This window comes from Sporosarcina sp. E16_8, assembly GCF_017347095.1.
Taxonomy (GTDB): domain Bacteria; phylum Bacillota; class Bacilli; order Bacillales_A; family Planococcaceae; genus Sporosarcina.
Map to the genome: position 1 here is coordinate 102,800 of NZ_JADPRZ010000002.1, position 18,886 is coordinate 121,685.

Sequence of the window (18,886 nt, forward strand, 5' to 3'; positions counted from 1 at the left end):
ACTGCGTGTCTATTCCACAGGGAGAGAATCTTTCGGGGTGTCATCTTCCACACTTCTGATTCCGTCCTGTGTAAATGGACGGTTCCAATATAGATGAAAAAATCAAACGGGATTTCTGTTTCATTTACTTTCCCGATTCATCTTCTGTAGCTACCTCGGTTTCAGATTGTTCAGGTGTGGATGCTGAGAACGCTTTGCCTAATGCATCTACTACTTCTGCGAAGTTACTCATGTCGATTAAAGCGGCTGCCTTTTTTTCTGTAAAATCATCATCTTCTTCGTGAGCCAAAACACTATGAAGGATTGTTCTGATTTTTCCGAAGCTACGGTTTGACAAACCTTCTACTAATTCTTCGAATCCCAAACCTTTATTTTCTAATTCACACAAAGCGTTCAAATCAAATTTAAGTGTTCGTTCTTTTCCGTCCAACAATGTAACTTTTGCACCCTGGTCTTTCATTACCTGTCCTTTAGTAGCCATATATAAAACCCTCCTAATTTTTAAATCAAATAAAAAAAGAGCCGAATATATCGACTCTCAATCTGTTAATTAAACTACCGCTACGCCGTCATAAACTTTCGTAAACCAACCCGTGGCGACAGCAGGCTTGAACGCAAGGTCGTCTTCGTCAACTATGCGACGTTTGATACCCTCGCCTTTTGTATTCAGCATCGTGTCGCTGTGGACGAACACACCCTTGATAGTAGGAGTGTTGTATTCGATTGTTTCACCCTTTGTTTTATACGATTCTTCTGGTGCTTGGAAGCTTCCTTTGTAATAAACGATATAACGGTATTTCCCGTTAGTTTTAAGTGATCGGAACATTAACGCAACATTAGGTGGGATATCTCCTGTAGAGTCCTCTACAGCGCCGTTAGCGTCAATTGTTTTACCAAGTAGTTTTGCATAAATGGCATTAGACAGAGAGTCGATACCAAGTTCGATTTCTGTTTCACCTTCCGCGGATGCCGACTCTGCTGCCCCGTCATCCGCATAAAGGATAGCGGACGATACTTTAGGTGCTACCTTCGCTTCGATTGCTTTTGCAATCCGATAAGGTGTTCCGAATGTTCCGTCCAAGTCTGAAATTTCTGCCACATATAAATCTTTTAACCCAATTAGTACTCCTGCCATAATTAAATTCCTCCTGTGATTTCGTAGTAAAATCTATAAATTTTGTGAAACGTTTTTGTGTCATCTTCGTAAAACTCTCTTCCGTCAACCCGCGTGAATCCCGCTTGAATCATTAACGCTTTCGTCTGCTCAACCAATGCCGCATAATTCCCTTTTGACCAAATATCAACTTGGATGGAACGGCGTTCAGTTTGTTCTGCATCTTCCGCGAATGACGTTCCCATTTCGTTATACTCAAAAAACGTAATATACGTCGAAGTTGTACCGGAATACACTTGAAAGGAAGTTGGGACGTTAGCCGGTTTAAGTGTATTGATTATTAAACTGTTTAAACTCACAATCCCAACCCCCTTCTGATTTGTTCGGCCATGATTTGTTCGATTCTAGTTTTTTCTCGCTCGAATGTCGGGCGCATAAATGGGCGGGCGCTCATCTTTCTTGTCCCGAACTCAACAAAGTGGGCGCGAAATGCAGGACCTTGTTGTGATGGTCCAATCTGAATCTTTCCGTCCACAACTTCGTCCTTCGTAATGCTTTCTTTAAGCTTTCCCGTCCGTACTGGCACATTGTTTTGGATCTCTTTCCGCAAGTGTTCGCCTGCTTCTGTAAGTGCATCTTTTTCAATGTTTGTTGCGTTCGCCATTTGGGATAATCGTGCTTGCAGTTCAGCTAGACCTGTCATTTCGATTCGGGCCATTACATAACCGCCTCTTTTACGACGATAGTCATAGACTTGTTGAGCATGTCATCATTTGTGAGTGAGGTAATATCATAATCCTGCTTATTAAACCGGATCCGCATCGAATCATCTACATTGGGGTGATAACGAATGGTAACCACTTTGTTATCTTGCATTTGTGTTTTAGCTGCTTCAAAAAAACTACGTCCCTTTAGCGTTTCGACGGATGCCCAAACCGTTACGTGTTCCGTCCATTCAATATTCGGGAATCCGTCAGAATCTTCACCCTCTGGGGGACTAAGAAACGTGACACGGTGTCTCATTCGTCCGGGATTCATGATGCATCATCTTTTTTTGTTGCTTTTTTCGGCATTTTCACCTGTTCTATAAATCCGAGACCGATTAACTTCTCTGTTTGCTTCGCGTCCGCACTTGTGTATTCCGCGTCAATTTCAAACAATTTCAGAGCATGAGCCTGGCATTTGAATCTTTTTAATACTTTATACATTTAAAACACCTACCTTTCAGCAGTTAGAGAGTTGTAACAGCATACTTTGGACGGTAAATCGCACCTTTTCACCGACTTTCGAAGCTGTTAATTCTCTACTTTCGTACCAATCAGTCACAAGAACTAAACAAAATAGCCTGGCTTGATCGTGAGTGTGGTCAAACACTGTACCGGTTGCGTTTTTTAAGTAGTTTTCAGAAGCGGCGATAAGCATTTGTACACTTCCGTCATCCTCCGACCCATCGATACGCAACCATTCTTTCGTTTCTTCCAGTGATAAAATCATTCATTTCACCTCATTAGAAAAAGACGACCATAAGGCCGCCTTCATTATGGTGTTGGTGTAAGGTCGAGTTGACCGTAAACAAACGCTTCTTCATCACGCGTTTTAACTACGAAACGTTCGATAGCACGGAACAGCGTAACGTCAGTGAGGTACGCATCTGACGCTACATCACTTGCGCGAACTTCCGTTTTCTTGCGGTCGAACAATACGACTGCTTCTTTCAGATCGCCAATAATAAGTGGCGCTTTGTTAGCAGCAGTTGGCAAATCTTTGTTGGAGATAACTTGTACAGGGACGCCGAAAAGTTGTTTTCCGCTTGCCGCAATAACAGATGGTTGTAGCAGATAATTTCCGTCTTTGTCTTTCAGTTTGTCAAGATAGTTGTAACCGTCCTGATTCGTAACAATTGTGGACGTGTAACGGAATGAAGGATCTAGCGTGACGTTAAGTACATCTTTAATTGCGTCCACATCTGCGATAGCTGTTTTCGCTTTAGTCCCTAACTCTGCAAGGATCAACTGATTACGAGTCACGCGGGATTCATCGCCAATCCAGCTCGTGATAGTCCCTTCAATCGCCTGGTCGCTGTCGGCAAGTAGTTCGCTAGTGACGCGCAAGAAACCGGCATATTTATCAACTTTGTATTCCAAGTTAGTAAACTGTGGAGTGGCTTTTTCTGCAATTTCTCCTGATTCAAGAACTTTTGCAAATCCTGTTTGTTGAGCACGTTTTTTGAACACTCGGCTACCGCTTAGAGTAGTGACAGGCTCAACTGTAACTAACGCTTCCAGAGAGTCCTTACTTTCACGTTGTTCATTGATCTTCGTTTGAATATCCTGCGGGACAGTGTAACCGCCATCCGTTTTACTACCTTCACTCATCGCATTTTGGAACTTCGAACGCACACCATTAATGAAGTTTTTCACTTCGTTGTTTTCGGGTGTCTTTGCAGGTTCTTTATTATCGATAACTGCCTTTTCTTCGTCATACAGATCTTTTGCAATATCAAATTTATTTTGAAGCGCCATTGCTTCATCTTTAGCTGCCTTCGCTTCATCCAGTTTGTTTTCAACTAAGAAAGCCTTAGCTTCTTCCTTTTTATTTGCAATTGCCTCTAACATTTCACGTAATTCTTTATTCATGTATGTGTTCCTCCTCGTTTTTTGGGTATAAAAAAAGAACTAGATCAAGTCTAATTCCATTCGTATTTTTTCTTTTTCGATGTTTACAAGTTCTTCAGCTTCATTATCGGCTTTTTTATATTGGGCAACGATTTGTTTAATGGAGTCGCCAGTGTTGTTCGCCACTTTCAAACGATTAAACGAGAAATCCTTAACGTTTTCCACTTCAATCGGTTTGTCTTGGTACAGCACACCATTTGCGAACCCCTCTTTGACAGCCACATTCGCGGACATCCAAGTTTCATTGTCCATCATCGCGGAAATATCTTCGCGAGAACGCCCCGTTTTAACGATATATGCATTGACGATGGACTCTTTAACCTCGTCTAACACATCAGCAACTTTACGCATTTCATGCATATCGCCATACGATCCAGTCATCGGGTTATGAATCATCATTAAAGCGGTTGGGGACATAAGTATTTCATCACCCGCCATCGCGATAACGGATGCTGCACTCATTGCCTTACCATCTACTTTGACCGTCACCTTGCCTGTATGCTCTTTTAGCGCATTATAGATACTTGCACCTGCAAATACGCTACCGCCATAAGAATCAATCCACACGGTCAGATCCGAACCCTTGAACTCGTTTAGTTCTTCTTTGAATGCATTGGGAGATGCTGCAGGTTCACCGAACCACTCATAAATCCAAGCGTCACCGTCATCAACGATATCCCCTTCGATTCGCAGTTCAATGTTTTCAAGTTCTGTTTCTGTTGCTTTGTTTTTAATAAATTTCCAAAACGGCATTATTTTTCACCCCCCTTCTGATATTGCGTCCCGACCATTGTTGCGGGGATCATGTTTCCATTCACCATCAGCACGTCCCCACCATCCTCTGCCGGAAGGTCAAAGAACCCTCTACCATCATTAAGCGTGTATATGCCATTGCTTACACCTTTAGTAACTGATTCCATTTGCGTTTTCAAATCGGCTCGTAAAATCACAGCAACATTGAACTTGAAGAAGTATCCATCTGAAGTCAACTTCTCACTTTGGATTTTATAAGTAATTTCCTCTTCATATTGCTTCAGAGGATAAAGAAGAGTGTCTACATAGAAAGATAGGTTCTGCGCTTCCGCACTAGCATAGCTGGACTTCTCGTAATCGTTAATCTGATTCGGCTTAATGCCGAACGCTGCCGCGATTTGTAGAGAAGAGTATTTCTTTAGTTCGAAGAATTGCGAGTCGGTTAATTTAATATCCAACGGAACCAACTTCATTCCGAGTGGGACAGGGATAATTTTTCCTGCGTTTTTCGAACCGTTAGAGAAATCTTCAAACCCTTTTACTAGCCGCGCTTTAGCTGTAGCGTCCAAGTCACCCGTATATTCCAGGACAGCTTTACCCGTCAACCCTGTTTTATAAAGATTGTTCATGAACTTTTGGCTTTCCAAACTACCATCAATCGTGCTCTTCAAAATATCGCGAATCGGCACCCCTGTAATGCCATCGAAGGTTGTGGACGTTTTAAAATGCATAACCTCATCACTATTGAATGTATATTGCTTATTTGTCTTGCTATCCGTGTATCGATACCATATGGAACCAACGTCACCGAACACCCCTGCATCATCCATAACGATAGATACGTCAGCACTAGGCATTATCCACAGGTCTAGAAGTACAGGACCCTTATATCGGCACCACACATACGCATTCCCATAATGATTCCTGTTCATTTCCACCGTGGACCAGAAGGTGGTACTTGTCATATTGGGATTCGGACGCAAATTCAACATTGTATACATTTCACTTTTGTCACTTTTCACAGTGCCTTTATCAGTAGATTGATACATTTTCAAGGGTAGTTTACCGATACTTTCAGCCATAATTTTTAAACAGGCAAAATAAGTAGCTTCAGACATCTTATCTTTCGGTGAACCCGAGTCGATACCGAGCCATTCCAACAATTTCGGGTTATTCATTTCTATTGTTTCATTCTTGAATATTTTCTTAGTCCAGTTCAGCCATTTCATTTTTTCACCTCCTTTTACCATCCCATGCTATCTAGGAATGAATTAGTAGTTTCAACGAAGTCGATATTCTCATCACCACTCATCGCCCGATAAAAGCCATTTATAACAGCCGCAATCGGATCTATTCGTTCGGATGACTTTGACTTGTCCAACATGATGTTTTCCAGTGCATCCATACGCTGTACCGCATTCCCTACCGCCCAATTTAATACGGGATCATCGAAATGGATTATCTTTTTGTTGAATACTTCTTTTCGGAAGTCTTTCGTAGGTGTGGACAGCTGTCTAATGTTCTGTGGAATTTCAACCATTTCAAATCCGTTGTTCGTCATGATTTGAGCAAAATAAGTAGCGTTCCATTTATCGTAATCGATTTCTTTGATGTCATAACCTTCTTCACGGAAGTTGAGCAGATAACTTTCGATGTAACTATAATCCACAACAGCACCTGGCGTTATTGTGATGTACCCTTGTTCGGCCCATAGCTTCAAAGGAACCTTATCCGTGTTCATTCGCTCTTGCAATTTATCTTCCGGCATAAACGAATGTTGTTTAATTGCATAATTCCCATCATTCATTTTGAATACCATGCCCACACTCGTTAAATCAGTGGTCATGGATAAATCAAGCCCTATCCAAACTGGATATTGTTTCAAATCAATTCTGGTAGATGCACGATCTTTCCATTTCGACATGTCCATGTAACCATCGTCTTTAGCGTCTACCCATATATTCATGTTTTTTGTGAGGAAGTTTCTCATTTTTTCGGGAACGTCAAGCGCAATCTTTAATTGTCCACGCAAATAGTTCACGCCAGCATCGTATGAACAGATTATTGGATTAGCTTTCCCCCAATTCCGTTCATCTTTAATATCATCATCTTTATCCAGTTCGTTAATCATGACGAAATACCGATCGTTATCAACCGGACTGTTAGGATCCAATATATCCGCAACATATTTATATTCCACTCGATAGCAGGGATGATTCAAATTGAAACCTGCTGTCGTAATTATCATCAGCAATGGCTGCGGTCTTGCTCCCATCCCTGAGTCGATGATGTCGTACATTTCAGAGGTTGGATGTGCGTGGTATTCATCTATAATTCCACACTGAGGACTGTATCCGTCACCCGACTTCCTGTCTTCCTTACTTAACGCCTTTATTTCAGAACCGCTTTTAATGTGGGTGATGGTGTTATACGCTACTTTGAATCTGTCGCGTAAATCCGCGTTCCCCATTATCATTCCTTTGATTTCGTCCCATACGATTTCAGCCTGTTCCTTCTTTGTAGCAGCGCAGTATACCTCCGCATACGATTCACCAAACGCTGAACCTTCATAGCCGCCAACGGCACCAAGTGATTGAGATTTAGCGTTCTTCCTTCCAACTTGCCAAAAGGATTTATTGAAACGCCTATACCCCGTATCTTTGTGGAGCCATCCGTAAACGTTCCCGAATATGAATTCTTGTATGATATGAGGTTCGATGAATTGACCCGCAAGCACACCTTTTCGATGTTTAAACAAGCGCATCCAATCAAGGAACTTAACAGCTGACGGTTCATCAAAAAAATATGGGAAGCTTTCTGTGCCTTGTCGTGTTAAATCATCCAAAAAACGACGACATGCCCACTTGTGTTTTTCACAAGAAACAATATCGTCGTCCATTACTGATTGGCTATATTCAATTAACTTATCTAGTAGCGACATTATAAATCACCGAATTTCCTATCGAACTCCGACTCTTCCGTTTTTTCCTTTTGAGGGATAACTAACTTCAAACGAGATGTAATGGTCAGACCCAAATCGGCAGCATATGCCCTGCACTCGTCAGAGAGAGATTTCTTTGCCCGTTGCAACTTCGTATATATATCCACATCGTCTAGTGGTTTAATCTTCCTTACAATATCAACGATTCTTTCATACTCTGATTTAGCGTCGATATATCTAGTTAACGTATCAACATCCAAGTTGCTGAAAATCTCTAATTTCATTAACTCATTTGCGATAATATCGAACTCTTCTTTTTGTTTAGCAAGCAGTCTTTTTGGTGGAGATACTTTGTCTGTATCTCCCTTTATCGTATCTTCTTGTTTTTGTCGTTCAGCAATTACCGCTTTCGTCAGATGTTTCGCTTTACCTTTACCCAATATTACAGATAATGGTTGTTTGTTCCTTCCGGCCATGATTACACCTCCTTTGAAATTATTCTAAAAACGGGTTTTTGTACGCAGAAAGGTTCCCATCGGTTTATTGTTTATTTATTTAAAACAATTTAACCCACCCCTACCTACCTTTTATATATCTTTTTATCATTTGCTGTTTTAATCGCATGACATCTGTTACATAAGGATTGTAAATTGCTCAATACATCCTTTAAATGATTTTCTTCTTTTAGTGGAACGATGTGATCCACCATATCGGCAGCAGTTACTACCCTGTTGCGTACGCAGTGTTGACATAATCCATTATCCCTCATGAGCGCTTGACCTCTTACTATCTTCCAGGCTTTCGATTGATAGAAGGCATTCGATACTTTATCACGGGCGAACTTATCATACTCTGCATTCTTTACGGTTCGTTCAGTGGTGTGGTCTTCGCAGTAACCCGATCTTGTTAACTTCGAACACATTGGATAATTGCATGGTTTGAGTGGTTTCTTCATGGCTTCTTGGTCCTTATAGCGAATCCCGTGATCAATAGGATAGGTATCGTTACACACGCTGTCAGTATCAATCCTATTACCATCATCACTGTATCCATTGAATCAATCCTCCTGGTTACATAAGCGAGCAACCAACGCAGATGTTAGATCACTCATCCTCTCCGGCATATAGCCTATTGACCGATACACTGTTAAGCAAGAATGACCACCACCTTTTATGTAATAGAAAAAGCCACCCGGCAAAAGGTGACTTCAGCATCTATATCCATTCAGTATCTTTTAATTTATGGAACACCTCACAAGTATCTAAGTAAGTTGTTTTTCCAGTGCGTTGCATGTTTTCGTCTAATAGTTCAACTCGTAACTCTTGAAAACCTCGTTCATATTCGAATATATGATACGTTTCACCTTGTCCGTATTCAGCAACTACGATGTCATTTACCTCAAACGTGGGATACATTCCATCTTTGCTTTTCACATATTCATTTGAGCAAAGTTCGTATGTCATCTGTCTTGTATTTAAACTTCGACCGTCATCTAAATAGAATTTCTCAACAAAAATCGGCTCGATTGGTGCGTCACCATAAAAATCACGAAAATTAATTTTTAGCATTAATTATCACCAACCTCGTTTTTAATTTCCTTTAATTAGTTATAACCAATACCGTAATAAAAAGCCACACCCGATTGGATGTGACTTAATAACACTATTAATTTTGTGCTAACGAAATGTGGTAACTTACAATCTCACTCGTTTTAATATACGTTTCTCCAAACAAGTTTCCGTAATAACCCGGTGACGCCTTATGATAACCTTCTCTACTTATAACGCTGTCTTGAATATGTTTCGCAAGCTCTTCGCTAGAAGAACAATTATCATACTTTTGCAAAACTTCTTTCCCATTACTCATTGAAAATGTAACGTGAAATTCCATAACTAACACCTCCATCCACACTAATCATAGCGTTAATGGAAATGATTGTCACCAACATAATTCGACATATTAAAAAAGCATCAAACAAAACCGTTCCACGGGTTCTGCTGATGCTTCCTGCCGTATCAAGAACACACACGCTACACCCATATATAGTGATAAATCTTAACTGTGACTTACCGAGTGCGCCTGATGTGTGTCCTATTATGTTTGACTGTCAATCGGTCAATGCCGCAGTCTTTGCATCGTATGGTTACGACACATATGTTGTGGATGTAGCTATCTGCTATCTTTTCATCTCACAATACAATTATCGCACGTCTATCACCAAATGCTCTGCCACAATCCTGCCAAAAGTCTGCCACAATCCTGCCAAGTTTTTTTGTATGGTCGAACTGTGTATTAGTAAACCCCTGTTGAAGTGCAATCATGAAATTCATTTCTTTTGATTCTTTTAAATCCATAAATTTTAAAGTAACCGATGCCAAACGGTTTAAAAGTGTATCCATAACCCCAGTTCATGTGATGTATCCTGTGGATGTTACTGACGTACTGCAACAATCTATTTTTCTTCATTTCTCTATCCCCTTTTCTATTTCACATAATGTGTCTTCTTACCAACCAGCTGCAGACCTTTTCTTATTCCTATTAAATAACTTCCTGGCCATCTCATGCATTTCATCCGTCGGCTTAGATCTAATTAAATCCGAAATATCCTTGGTTATCAGTTTTCGTTTACCAATCCGATATCCTTGCTCATTTAATTCCTTCGTTATCATAGTGACGTTCTCCCGTAGGACATAGAGCTTGAATACTTTCTGTTCATACGTTTCTGCTTGATAATCCTCGACCATAACGATATATTCTTCCAACTTTTTAATGCGTTCCTTTGCTTCTGCTACTTCCACCTTTTCCACCTCTTTCAGTACTCTTCAATACATAGACTGTTGCACTCGCCCTTCCGCGAAAACCCTTTTGTATCAATACTTCATCACGCTTTATAAAATGACTGCACGATACACTTATTTATGATGCAGATATAACCAAAAAAAATTAAATTCTATACTTGTCCATTGCGTTATCTAATGCATCTTGATGTATGCCTATATACTTTAAGGTTATTGATGGACTTGAATGGTTAAACAATTCTTGGAGTATAGCAACATCTTTTGTCTGTTGATAGAAATGGTATCCGAATGTTTTACGTAAAGTGTGTGTACCGATTTCAGTTAGATTGACGTGCTCTGCTGCATCTCTTAGGATTCGATAAGCTGTTGACCTATCTATTGGTCTGTTTACCCCTTGGCGGCTCTTAATGACATGTGAGTGATCTGATAACTTCTTTGCATAAGGGACAACTTCTTTTTTGATGTATCCTGGTAGTTTTACGCGCTTTCGCTTAGTCGTCTTCGTTTCTTTAATATCTACATGTGATTTTAATAAATCCTCTTTTTTTAAATTCAATATATCTGATATACGTAATCCAGTACTAATGCCTAATATAAAAAGAATATAGTCACGTTCATTCTTTAACTTCAAATAACCCTTCATTTGTTCAATTTTATCCGTATCCCTTATTGGTTGAACAATATTCACGTAACTGGCACCTCTTCCTTATATACCTCAACTTTCAGAGCAAAGGCCAATTTGTAGAAAGCGCGTGATTTCAATCGGAAATAGTTTCGTTCAGACATGTTCAATGCTCCATACGTTTGATAATCAAACATTTCATCATCTTTCATATAACGCTGCACAATTATTGATCGCTCATCATGTGGCAGCCGATTTACAGCCTGAACAATCCAACCAATAAATCGTTTTCTCTCACGGTCATAGTCCACATTTGCAATAGCGGATGACTCAGTCGATGAGCTTGGTAGTCCTCCTGGACTGTTGAGAACTAACGAATAAGCGGCTGTAATGGATGGTAGTCTGTCTAAACTTGTTTGGAGTAGGTACATTTTGTATTTTTCCAGCAACGATTCCACGGATTCCCTTGTCGCCTTGCGGTCAATCTCCGGTAAAATGAATTGTATTTGCATATACATCTCCTCCTTTATGTTCTTCGGATTGCGCCACTGTCCCCACTCATCTAATAATCTTCCGATTGAATTGACGCGGTTTACGATTAATTACTTGGTGCTTAATTTTATGCCTAGAAAAGTCTCGACGATGATGCTGGCGAACGGTTACCTGTTTCTCCTCTTCAAGCTGATACCACTTAATAGCAACTTTTCTAGTTTTCACGTATATACTTCGGAAGAACTTCGCTGCTCGTTCCAAAATCTCTTTAAACGCTCGCGCAATCGGCTCAAATACCTTCAGTAAATCATTTATCGCATCTCCAAATGTCCTGGCCGCTTCAACCTCTTCGCGCTTTTCTCGATTGATTTCCATCGTCTTTTCCCACTTTTTTGAGATGAAAAAAGGACATCAAAACAGCATAATGCTGAATCGATGTCCCCGGTTGTTCCGTTGGACGCTATATTTTTTTTGAACAATTCACTTCAATGACTACAGGTTTCCCATTTTGCCATAACACGGTTTGTTTTCCATATCCGCTTTGAGGGCACCCTAATTTCTCTATCTTACCATCTTTCACCACATAAGTCGCATTTTCAAGCAAATTAATTTTTTCAATATTAACAACCATTTCCATAGAATCACCCCCTATTCATCCTATTATGCCGATCAAATTCCTCCAGTAGTTTTCGGTTGCTTAGTTTCTCCAGTCCGTCACGCGACCACATAGACCACATGAGCAGGAATTCAATTAGCTGATCACGCTCCTCCTCAGTCATTAATATCCATTCTCCTGTCTGTCATGATTTGTTGCGTTCTTTTCCATGTAAGCAGATTCGATTTGATCCCATGTGAAACCTAGCATTTCGCCTAGACCAATGAATGTATCGAGTACGGATGCGTAATCGCTAACCGTTTTATACCTAGAAAAATTGCTTATCTCATCGAATAATTGACTAAATTGCCCCGTCACGGTGATTGTTTTAGTTATCCAGGATTCGTCGTAAGGTGTCGTCATCGTGGTTTCTTTTCTCTCTAGCCCGATTGACAGGATGAAATGCAGGCAGTCAACGTATTCTTCGAGGAGTGGATTCTTCGTTCTAAATGCATAAAGAAATCCATTTCTGCACACTGGACAATCTTCATTATTTTCTCCAAATAAGTCTTGCAACCTAGCGTCAGACTTATTAAACCTTTGGCCACAATCTTCATCGCTACAAGAAAACTCAATTGCGTTTTTTTCTGTAGCCCCTTCTGTCGTATGAATCGTTCTGCATGGATTCTGATTATTACTCCAAAACTTAAACCCACGCCATTCGTTCGCACATTCTCCCAATTCAACCTGTAATGCAAGAATCTTTTCGGAAAGCAAGTCGCGTTCGTCAAGTCCCTTTTTCTTGTTGATTGCTGCATCTAACACTTTTTGTATTTCAAATAACTTAGTAAGATTCATCTCGCCAGCTCCTTCGTTTTTGCACTTAACCCGTGGAACTTTTTCCGCTCGACTAACCTTCTACTACCTATCCCATAACCCTTTACAATGGCGCGATCACTCATATTTGCGGCCTTCATTTTGCCATAAAGTTTTACCGTTAAATCTTCGAAAGAATCTTGTTTCTTGTCTATTTCCGGCATGGTCGGAATGGATTCATCCAATTTTCGTTCGGATGTTAATTTGTATAATTGTTTTCCTAACTCCCGAATCTTGATAGCCACTTGGCACATGCAATGCGACTTTTCCGAATCCGGATAACCATTCGCGGGTTCGCACACGATGCATCGGAATTTATCCAACCTATCAATTTCAGCTAAGATTACTAATCGGTCTTTGCGCAATTGCCGTTTGCACTTCACCATTCCATTCCCCTCCCTAAAAGTTTTCATTCGTAATTCTCTCCGCAACCTTGACGCGTATATTCTTTACGAGTTGTCCTACTCGGACCTTTGTAATTCCCAATTCTGCGCCAATATCGGAGTAACTATCATCCTTCATCAACCTATCAACTATGAATAGTTCACGAGGATTCAATTTCTCAATGTAATAACTAACATTCGGATTCGATAAATCTTGATCGTAACTGACCGATTTATATAGGTTGGCTTCTTCATCTTCTTCGTTTCCGGCTTCCATGCTCAACACTGATTTAAGACTAAAGAAAATTCGACAGCTTTCCACATGTCTTAGTTCAACATTCAGTAATTTCGCTATATACTCATCGTCGTAATCCCACAAACCTTGCTTATCTATCTTCCAAGTCGTCTCTTTTACACCTGCAGGCACATGTATAATTCCGTTTTCACGATTCAAATTCCGCATGTAACCACGGATATACTTGTAAGCGTAAGTGGTAAATTTCACATCAGACTTATCGTCAAACCTTTTAAACGATTCCAACAATCCGATGAACCCGACTTGCGCCAGGTCGAATTTATGGTGATAGTCGTTGCCGCTGAATCTGTCTGCTAACTTGAAAACCAATCGTTCGTACTTTTTTATGACGGATTCAACTGTATGCATTTCATCGTCGATTAATTTCTCAACCATCGCGCTTACCTTCTGGGGTTTGACGGGCTCTTTCGCCCACATCTATTTCAAGCATGGTCTCTCCGTATTGGTCGGGTTTGTGGCTGTCTTCTCTTTCGTAGAAACTTAACGCCCCACGCAACCTCTCAATCTCGAAATCCCGCGTTTTTATCATACTGATCAGTTGCCCGTAACTACTGCCTAACGTCACGGCTCTTCCGTAATCCAAGTCTTTCATCGCTAGTTTAGCAGGAATCATGATTTCTTCTATTTTCATTCCGCTTCAACCTCCTTTTGAATCATCCCTGTACCCTTGCAGACTGGGCATGATTCCGTTATATAAGAAGATCCACCCAACGTCCCAATCCCCTTACAATCGACGCACATGAGGGTTGTCGGGAGTTTAGGAGTTTCCCATTCATTACGCATTGGAATCCTCCTCAAAACGGACGTACGATTCGATTGGGTGGAATCCCGTAACTAATCCCGCTTTGTAACGGACATTTGCAGTATCCATAGCCTTAGCCGTGTCGATGTGAATGCTGCTGCCGTTGTGAGAATAAACATCTCCGTATCTGAATTTCCCATATCCGCGGTCCGCCTCCGCCCACACTCGACACTCCTTTTCATCTTTAACCTCTTCTGGTGTTGCACGTCGGACATTGCTTTTCAGTGCTCCTATATCGCCGCAAAACGTAACAAAAAACTCACTTACCTTTTCCACTTCGACCACATTTAAACCGTTTACGAAGTTCACACCGTTAATATTCACAATCTGATCCCCTACTTTAAACAGCGGCTCAACTTCGTAGCTGTCAGGTTCATATAAGGCTCTCGCCAATTCGTCAAAAGTTAAATCGCTAAGTGATCTGAAAGTCGGATTAGGTATCTCTGTGTCTCTTGCTACATAACCTAGTACCACCCCTCTGCTGCCTCTCACCGCTTTAGTTCTCTCCACTGTGTCTGCTTGTTTCTGTGTCAACCTCACTTTTTCAGTCATATCCCCTAACACTCCTTTTCAAAGTTTCATAGTTTGCGGCTCGCAGTTTCACTTATGAGCCGCATTAGGTTCGTGCTGTTAATCGGATATTGCTAACCCCATAAACACTCCACCTAGAATCAATAGAACCATCGCCATGAGATGAATGTAATTTAAGTCGGTAACCGAGGAACCTATGATCACGCTTCCTGCAAGTAAGGTAATAGTGCTCATAGATGAAAACCATTTTTTCATACCGCTTCACTCCTCATAAGTTTAGTCGAACTGCTTATTAGTTGTCACTTTCTACTAGGTACGATTCCCCGTTTTTCAAATCAACCTCAATAAGTCTATAACCGTACTCATTCCATACGATTCTCACGCTTTCGATGTCTTCTGCGTCAGGATATAAATGTTTATCCTCCATTTTCAAACCCTCCTAGTTGCTAAGTCGTATGTGTCAACTGTTCATCTATCCATTTTTCCGATCACTCATTTTACTAGATATGTTTGCCACAATAATGCCGGTTCTTGTTAGGTCAGCATCATTCTGAATTAAACTTCTCCCGTTCAAAATAGATAGTATTCTTCTTGAAACGAGAATTAAGTTATTGTTTTCAAAGTTACGCCGATTTCCATCACCAAAGATAACTACATGCCCTTTCGGTATCGGACCATATTTCTTTTTCCATATCACCCGATGTTTCGCTTCCCATACGTTAGGCTCTTCGATTTTAATGTCCACATAATCATCACCGTTAACTCTTTCTGTTCCGACAGGTTTATGGTTATGTGGTCTATTACCTTTTTTAAATTGAGTAGGCTCCCATCCGCCTATGCTTTTTCCTTTATTAAATGCAACTTGTCCTAGTTTGAATCTAGTATCCAAGCCGTTTGACAAACCGCGATTTTTAATAAATGCTGTAATCTGATTGACACCCAACTCTAATTCAAAATGAGTATTAAACATTTCCGTCATTTCTTTTCGACTGCGTCCCGGTATATTTTTAGCGATAAAATCACAATGCGCTTGACTGTATCGATGCGGTGTTAAGTGTGTCACTTTTATCCCTCCAACATTTTCGGCATTTTTACGCTGGCATCTATAAAGTTGTCCGCCACTTTTTGAGCCTGTAAAACCAATGAGCCGTTTGAAATGATTTGTGATGCTACAGCAGTTATCGATTTCGCTCTATTCATCTCTTCGACCAATTCCTCACCAGTCAAATCTTCATCGCCTAGGCGTTCAAGTTGTGCAAACAGATGGTTATTCAAATCGCCAAGTGTATTTTTCACTTAAATTCCCTCCTTTTGCTGAATTAACTTCCATCCTTGTTTCATTAGCCGTGTTAATTCCTTACCCCAAAGAGGTTCGTACACCCAAACCTTCTGGCCATCTTCGATTCGAAATAACAAACGCCACGGACGTTGATTCATTCCTTCCCAATCACATTTCTGACTTTTTTGCATACTATTCATGAGCTGCGTACAGAATGTTCTTCACTTTTCCACCAAACGCTGAAATGATTTCATTTTTTACTGATGTGCTTTTGTACATAAATTCATATCCATCAAGTTCAAATTCGACTAATTTTAAAAAAGGAGCAGGTGTATGTCCGCTAGTAATCCTTATCCAATGAAAGTCTTGCGTAAGAGAACAACATATCAATTCGCCAGTGCATACGGGGTCCAGTTCCAAATAATCACTTAAAGTCATTTGATCCATTTCTTATCACCCTTTCAATGTTTCATAGATTTAAAACGGGAGATCTTCATCTTTCACCTCAATTGGACCGCCGTTGTTATACGGGTTGTTTTCCCTGCTTGCTGATTGATTCTGAGCGTCCTGCTGATAACTTGATGTATTTACGTGTCCAGACGTTTGATTGCCCTCTTGCGCGTTGCTGTGTGTTGATCTCGGTTCTAGGAATTGCGTGCTGTCTGCTACGACTTCTGTCGTATAAACACGTTTTCCATCTTGTCCTTCAAAGCTGCCCGTCTGAATACGGCCGTCTACTCCGACAAGACTTCCTTTTTTCAAGTAGTTCGCAACGTTTTCAGCTTGCTTTCTCCAAGCTACACAACTAATGAAATCAGCTTCTCTTTCACCTGATGCGCTTTGGAAGGCACGATTTACCGCTAATGTGAAGCGTGTTACTGCAATACCTGTTTGAGTGTATTTGAGTTCAGGGTCTTTTGTGAGACGACCAACTAAAACAACGCGATTAATCATTCGTTTGCCCCTTTCGATTTGCCCAATAGCGTTCCGCCATTCGGATTTTTACTTCAAGTTCGTTCATTTCGCGCTTTCGCTTGTCCGCATCATAAGGTTCAGTTGATTGGACGAGGTAAAGTCCTGGTCCTGGGATCCATTTAGGCATATCTTCCCTCCTAAAATTCGATATTCTTTATTCGTTTATCTGTCGTAACTTTAAATCTAATTAAATACGTGTCTTTCATGAGCCTAGAAACTAGTTTCGGGTCGTACATTCTTTCTAGTTCCGGTCTGGATAGATTGCTAGTGATGATTGTCGATTTGTTCTGCCTGCTGTTTGCTATTGCGTAGAGAACACGTAACGTGAAGTCCGTCGCAGTTTTCTTCGTTCCGATTCCACCTGTTTCAGCTCCAAGGTCGTCTAGCACCAAGTAATCAACTTTAGACAAAAGATCCACGAAGTAATATTCCGTATAACGACTTTCCTTGTTGTCGAAACTATTACGAATCCGTAGAAGCATTTCGTCAATACTGACAAACAAGCAACTCTTTTCCTTTTCTCCTAATTCGTTCAAATTGCGAAGAATGGCCATGGCTAGGTGGCTCTTCCCAACACCAGGAACTCCTGTAAGCCAGGTATTGAACGTTTCCCCTTTTTTATAATTCGCAAGTGCATCCAATGCCTTCTTTTTATTGATGGCCGTTTCGGTATCCGGTTCACCTGTTTCGTAAACATTGAATGATGCTTCGAGCAATCCAGTGTCAGTCAGCACACTTTGATTGTTAAAAGTATTGTAATTGCGGCTATTCATAGCGCGTTTAACTTTCATATCTTCTACATCGCTTAATTCTTCGGTTTTGCGCTCGCTTTCACAGATTGGGCATACTTCTTGTCCTTCGAACATAATCTTGTATATAGGCTTGTTTATACGTTTTGGATGTTGGTCACAAATGTTAGAAGTCAAGTCCATCTTCATATGTTTTGGTAGGCTGCTGATTACTTCTGCTATTGACTGCATTGCTTGTCCCTCCTTTTTCGTTTAAGTAACCTTCAAATTTATTACCAAATAAAGTTTCTGGTCGAAGAAAAGTTCCCCATTTCGCATCACCAAGCCATTGCGATGATTTGGTGTCTATCACCTTTTTGAAATCTTCAAGTTGAAAACCTTCGTTCATCCTAGCTTTGATTAGTGACTGCGTTTTTTTACCATTCGCTCGGTATTTCGTTTTTGCTTTATCATTTAGATAACTAATGATTTTCTCGTAAGGGTGAGAAGGAACGTTAGTGACGTTATCTATTAATGTAGTAGTCTCTGTTGTATTCTCTGTAGTAATCTCTGTTAAAGAAACCGACAGATTGTCAGAATGAATACCGACACTTTGTTCGAATGGAATCTGACAAAATGTCAGAATGGATTCTACAAATTTGTCATAATCCAATTTATAGTGAACAGTAGGAGCACCATTCGCTTTTTTAATTTTCGTTTCAACTATGCCGATGCCTTTTAGTTTGTTCATGGAATATCTAACCTGTCTTTCCGTTAAACAAATTTCCTCTTCCCACTCCTTATATGTTTTGTAGAAAAATCCGTCTTTCCTTTTAGATTTATCTGAGTAGAAAACGATTTGATTCAACAAAATGGCTGTGGTCAAATCCCCAGCGTACTGGACATATAACCTAGGAACCGTAAATACGTTATCTTGACCACTGACACGTTTGAGAAGCTCTCTAATTGCTTGGTAATTGCTCAAATTGACAACACCTTCCCTACT

Annotated in this window: 36 protein-coding genes; all 36 read right to left on the bottom strand. The window is 40.5% G+C overall.

The window, feature by feature from the left end; all coding sequences use genetic code 11:
- Nucleotides 1-124: 124 nt before the first annotated feature.
- Nucleotides 125-481: a hypothetical protein gene (locus I2484_RS02235; RefSeq protein WP_207149393.1), complete on the bottom strand. Its 357-nt coding sequence runs from the start codon at nucleotides 479-481 to the stop codon at nucleotides 125-127.
- Nucleotides 482-550: 69 nt separating this feature from the next.
- A complete protein-coding gene (locus I2484_RS02240) occupies nucleotides 551-1,135 on the bottom strand; it encodes a major tail protein (RefSeq protein ID WP_207149394.1) in 585 nt (194 codons plus the stop codon).
- A gap of 2 nt (nucleotides 1,136-1,137) precedes the next feature.
- Nucleotides 1,138-1,473 carry a hypothetical protein gene (locus I2484_RS02245; protein ID WP_207149395.1) on the bottom strand — a complete coding sequence of 112 codons (336 nt, stop codon included), beginning with the start codon at nucleotides 1,471-1,473 and terminating at the stop codon, nucleotides 1,138-1,140.
- On the bottom strand, nucleotides 1,470-1,832 hold the full coding sequence (locus tag I2484_RS02250; RefSeq protein ID WP_207149396.1) for an HK97-gp10 family putative phage morphogenesis protein: 363 nt from the start codon (nucleotides 1,830-1,832) through the stop codon (nucleotides 1,470-1,472). The genes I2484_RS02245 and I2484_RS02250 overlap by 4 nt, the downstream gene beginning before the upstream one ends.
- Entirely contained in the window at nucleotides 1,832-2,152 is a 321-nt protein-coding gene (locus I2484_RS02255) for a phage head closure protein (protein ID WP_207149397.1), read from the bottom strand. Before I2484_RS02255 ends, I2484_RS02250 begins: the two co-directional genes overlap by 1 nt.
- The gene (locus tag I2484_RS02260) at nucleotides 2,149-2,322 is read right to left on the bottom strand and encodes a hypothetical protein (RefSeq protein WP_207149398.1); all 174 of its coding nucleotides are present in this window, start codon (nucleotides 2,320-2,322) and stop codon (nucleotides 2,149-2,151) included. Before I2484_RS02260 ends, I2484_RS02255 begins: the two co-directional genes overlap by 4 nt.
- 16 nt (nucleotides 2,323-2,338) lie before the next feature.
- On the bottom strand, nucleotides 2,339-2,608 hold the full coding sequence (locus I2484_RS02265) for a head-tail connector protein (protein WP_207149399.1): 270 nt from the start codon (nucleotides 2,606-2,608) through the stop codon (nucleotides 2,339-2,341).
- A 44-nt stretch (nucleotides 2,609-2,652) separates the two neighbouring features.
- The gene (locus I2484_RS02270; RefSeq protein ID WP_207149400.1) at nucleotides 2,653-3,750 is read right to left on the bottom strand and encodes a phage major capsid protein; all 1,098 of its coding nucleotides are present in this window, start codon (nucleotides 3,748-3,750) and stop codon (nucleotides 2,653-2,655) included.
- A 39-nt stretch (nucleotides 3,751-3,789) separates the two neighbouring features.
- Entirely contained in the window at nucleotides 3,790-4,542 is a 753-nt protein-coding gene (locus I2484_RS02275; protein ID WP_207149401.1) for a head maturation protease, ClpP-related, read from the bottom strand.
- A complete protein-coding gene (locus I2484_RS02280) occupies nucleotides 4,542-5,771 on the bottom strand; it encodes a phage portal protein (RefSeq protein WP_207149402.1) in 1,230 nt (409 codons plus the stop codon). The genes I2484_RS02275 and I2484_RS02280 overlap by 1 nt, the downstream gene beginning before the upstream one ends.
- A 14-nt stretch (nucleotides 5,772-5,785) precedes the next feature.
- Entirely contained in the window at nucleotides 5,786-7,483 is a 1,698-nt protein-coding gene (locus I2484_RS02285) for a terminase large subunit (protein ID WP_207149403.1), read from the bottom strand.
- Nucleotides 7,483-7,959: a phage terminase small subunit P27 family gene (locus I2484_RS02290; RefSeq protein WP_207149404.1), complete on the bottom strand. Its 477-nt coding sequence runs from the start codon at nucleotides 7,957-7,959 to the stop codon at nucleotides 7,483-7,485. Before I2484_RS02290 ends, I2484_RS02285 begins: the two co-directional genes overlap by 1 nt.
- A gap of 104 nt (nucleotides 7,960-8,063) precedes the next feature.
- The gene (locus I2484_RS02295; protein ID WP_207149405.1) at nucleotides 8,064-8,438 is read right to left on the bottom strand and encodes an HNH endonuclease; all 375 of its coding nucleotides are present in this window, start codon (nucleotides 8,436-8,438) and stop codon (nucleotides 8,064-8,066) included.
- A 259-nt stretch (nucleotides 8,439-8,697) separates the two neighbouring features.
- On the bottom strand, nucleotides 8,698-9,051 hold the full coding sequence (locus I2484_RS02300) for a hypothetical protein (protein WP_207149406.1): 354 nt from the start codon (nucleotides 9,049-9,051) through the stop codon (nucleotides 8,698-8,700).
- Nucleotides 9,052-9,148: 97 nt separating this feature from the next.
- Nucleotides 9,149-9,373: a hypothetical protein gene (locus I2484_RS02305; protein WP_207149407.1), complete on the bottom strand. Its 225-nt coding sequence runs from the start codon at nucleotides 9,371-9,373 to the stop codon at nucleotides 9,149-9,151.
- A gap of 299 nt (nucleotides 9,374-9,672) precedes the next feature.
- On the bottom strand, nucleotides 9,673-9,882 hold the full coding sequence (locus tag I2484_RS02310) for a hypothetical protein (protein WP_207149408.1): 210 nt from the start codon (nucleotides 9,880-9,882) through the stop codon (nucleotides 9,673-9,675).
- A gap of 105 nt (nucleotides 9,883-9,987) precedes the next feature.
- On the bottom strand, nucleotides 9,988-10,281 hold the full coding sequence (locus I2484_RS02315; RefSeq protein ID WP_207149409.1) for a hypothetical protein: 294 nt from the start codon (nucleotides 10,279-10,281) through the stop codon (nucleotides 9,988-9,990).
- A 145-nt stretch (nucleotides 10,282-10,426) separates the two neighbouring features.
- Nucleotides 10,427-10,969, bottom strand: a complete 543-nt coding sequence (locus I2484_RS02320) for a tyrosine-type recombinase/integrase (protein WP_207149410.1) — start codon at nucleotides 10,967-10,969, stop codon at nucleotides 10,427-10,429.
- Nucleotides 10,966-11,415 carry an ArpU family phage packaging/lysis transcriptional regulator gene (locus I2484_RS02325; RefSeq protein WP_346014143.1) on the bottom strand — a complete coding sequence of 150 codons (450 nt, stop codon included), beginning with the start codon at nucleotides 11,413-11,415 and terminating at the stop codon, nucleotides 10,966-10,968. The genes I2484_RS02320 and I2484_RS02325 overlap by 4 nt, the downstream gene beginning before the upstream one ends.
- Nucleotides 11,416-11,461: 46 nt before the next feature.
- The gene (locus tag I2484_RS02330; protein WP_207149412.1) at nucleotides 11,462-11,770 is read right to left on the bottom strand and encodes a hypothetical protein; all 309 of its coding nucleotides are present in this window, start codon (nucleotides 11,768-11,770) and stop codon (nucleotides 11,462-11,464) included.
- An 85-nt stretch (nucleotides 11,771-11,855) separates the two neighbouring features.
- Nucleotides 11,856-12,032: a DUF3954 domain-containing protein gene (locus I2484_RS02335; protein WP_255551004.1), complete on the bottom strand. Its 177-nt coding sequence runs from the start codon at nucleotides 12,030-12,032 to the stop codon at nucleotides 11,856-11,858.
- 141 nt (nucleotides 12,033-12,173) lie between these two features.
- The gene (locus I2484_RS02340; protein ID WP_207149413.1) at nucleotides 12,174-12,848 is read right to left on the bottom strand and encodes a dUTP diphosphatase; all 675 of its coding nucleotides are present in this window, start codon (nucleotides 12,846-12,848) and stop codon (nucleotides 12,174-12,176) included.
- The gene (locus tag I2484_RS02345; protein WP_207149414.1) at nucleotides 12,845-13,252 is read right to left on the bottom strand and encodes a hypothetical protein; all 408 of its coding nucleotides are present in this window, start codon (nucleotides 13,250-13,252) and stop codon (nucleotides 12,845-12,847) included. The genes I2484_RS02340 and I2484_RS02345 overlap by 4 nt, the downstream gene beginning before the upstream one ends.
- Before the next feature lie 13 nt (nucleotides 13,253-13,265).
- Nucleotides 13,266-13,940: a sigma-70 family RNA polymerase sigma factor gene (locus I2484_RS02350; RefSeq protein ID WP_207149415.1), complete on the bottom strand. Its 675-nt coding sequence runs from the start codon at nucleotides 13,938-13,940 to the stop codon at nucleotides 13,266-13,268.
- On the bottom strand, nucleotides 13,933-14,196 hold the full coding sequence (locus I2484_RS02355) for a hypothetical protein (protein WP_207149416.1): 264 nt from the start codon (nucleotides 14,194-14,196) through the stop codon (nucleotides 13,933-13,935). The genes I2484_RS02350 and I2484_RS02355 overlap by 8 nt, the downstream gene beginning before the upstream one ends.
- A complete protein-coding gene (locus I2484_RS02360; protein ID WP_207149417.1) occupies nucleotides 14,193-14,348 on the bottom strand; it encodes a hypothetical protein in 156 nt (51 codons plus the stop codon). The genes I2484_RS02355 and I2484_RS02360 overlap by 4 nt, the downstream gene beginning before the upstream one ends.
- Nucleotides 14,341-14,919 (bottom strand): PDZ domain-containing protein, encoded by a 579-nt coding sequence (locus I2484_RS02365; protein ID WP_207149418.1) that lies wholly within the window; start codon nucleotides 14,917-14,919, stop codon nucleotides 14,341-14,343. The genes I2484_RS02360 and I2484_RS02365 overlap by 8 nt, the downstream gene beginning before the upstream one ends.
- Nucleotides 14,920-14,997: 78 nt before the next feature.
- Nucleotides 14,998-15,153: a hypothetical protein gene (locus I2484_RS02370; RefSeq protein WP_207149419.1), complete on the bottom strand. Its 156-nt coding sequence runs from the start codon at nucleotides 15,151-15,153 to the stop codon at nucleotides 14,998-15,000.
- A 37-nt stretch (nucleotides 15,154-15,190) separates the two neighbouring features.
- Nucleotides 15,191-15,325, bottom strand: a complete 135-nt coding sequence (locus I2484_RS21330) for a hypothetical protein (RefSeq protein ID WP_255551006.1) — start codon at nucleotides 15,323-15,325, stop codon at nucleotides 15,191-15,193.
- A 45-nt stretch (nucleotides 15,326-15,370) separates the two neighbouring features.
- Nucleotides 15,371-15,961, bottom strand: a complete 591-nt coding sequence (locus I2484_RS02375) for an HNH endonuclease signature motif containing protein (RefSeq protein WP_346014144.1) — start codon at nucleotides 15,959-15,961, stop codon at nucleotides 15,371-15,373.
- Nucleotides 15,962-15,963: 2 nt separating this feature from the next.
- Nucleotides 15,964-16,194: a hypothetical protein gene (locus I2484_RS02380; RefSeq protein ID WP_207149420.1), complete on the bottom strand. Its 231-nt coding sequence runs from the start codon at nucleotides 16,192-16,194 to the stop codon at nucleotides 15,964-15,966.
- A 175-nt stretch (nucleotides 16,195-16,369) separates the two neighbouring features.
- Nucleotides 16,370-16,624, bottom strand: a complete 255-nt coding sequence (locus I2484_RS02385) for a hypothetical protein (protein ID WP_207149421.1) — start codon at nucleotides 16,622-16,624, stop codon at nucleotides 16,370-16,372.
- A 30-nt stretch (nucleotides 16,625-16,654) separates the two neighbouring features.
- A complete protein-coding gene (gene ssb / locus I2484_RS02390; RefSeq protein ID WP_207149422.1) occupies nucleotides 16,655-17,131 on the bottom strand; it encodes a single-stranded DNA-binding protein in 477 nt (158 codons plus the stop codon).
- Nucleotides 17,124-17,279 (bottom strand): hypothetical protein, encoded by a 156-nt coding sequence (locus I2484_RS02395; RefSeq protein WP_207149423.1) that lies wholly within the window; start codon nucleotides 17,277-17,279, stop codon nucleotides 17,124-17,126. The genes ssb and I2484_RS02395 overlap by 8 nt, the downstream gene beginning before the upstream one ends.
- A 10-nt stretch (nucleotides 17,280-17,289) precedes the next feature.
- On the bottom strand, nucleotides 17,290-18,132 hold the full coding sequence (locus I2484_RS02400) for an ATP-binding protein (protein ID WP_207149424.1): 843 nt from the start codon (nucleotides 18,130-18,132) through the stop codon (nucleotides 17,290-17,292).
- A complete protein-coding gene (locus I2484_RS02405) occupies nucleotides 18,068-18,865 on the bottom strand; it encodes a conserved phage C-terminal domain-containing protein (RefSeq protein ID WP_207149425.1) in 798 nt (265 codons plus the stop codon). The genes I2484_RS02400 and I2484_RS02405 overlap by 65 nt, the downstream gene beginning before the upstream one ends.
- Nucleotides 18,866-18,886 lie beyond the last annotated feature (21 nt).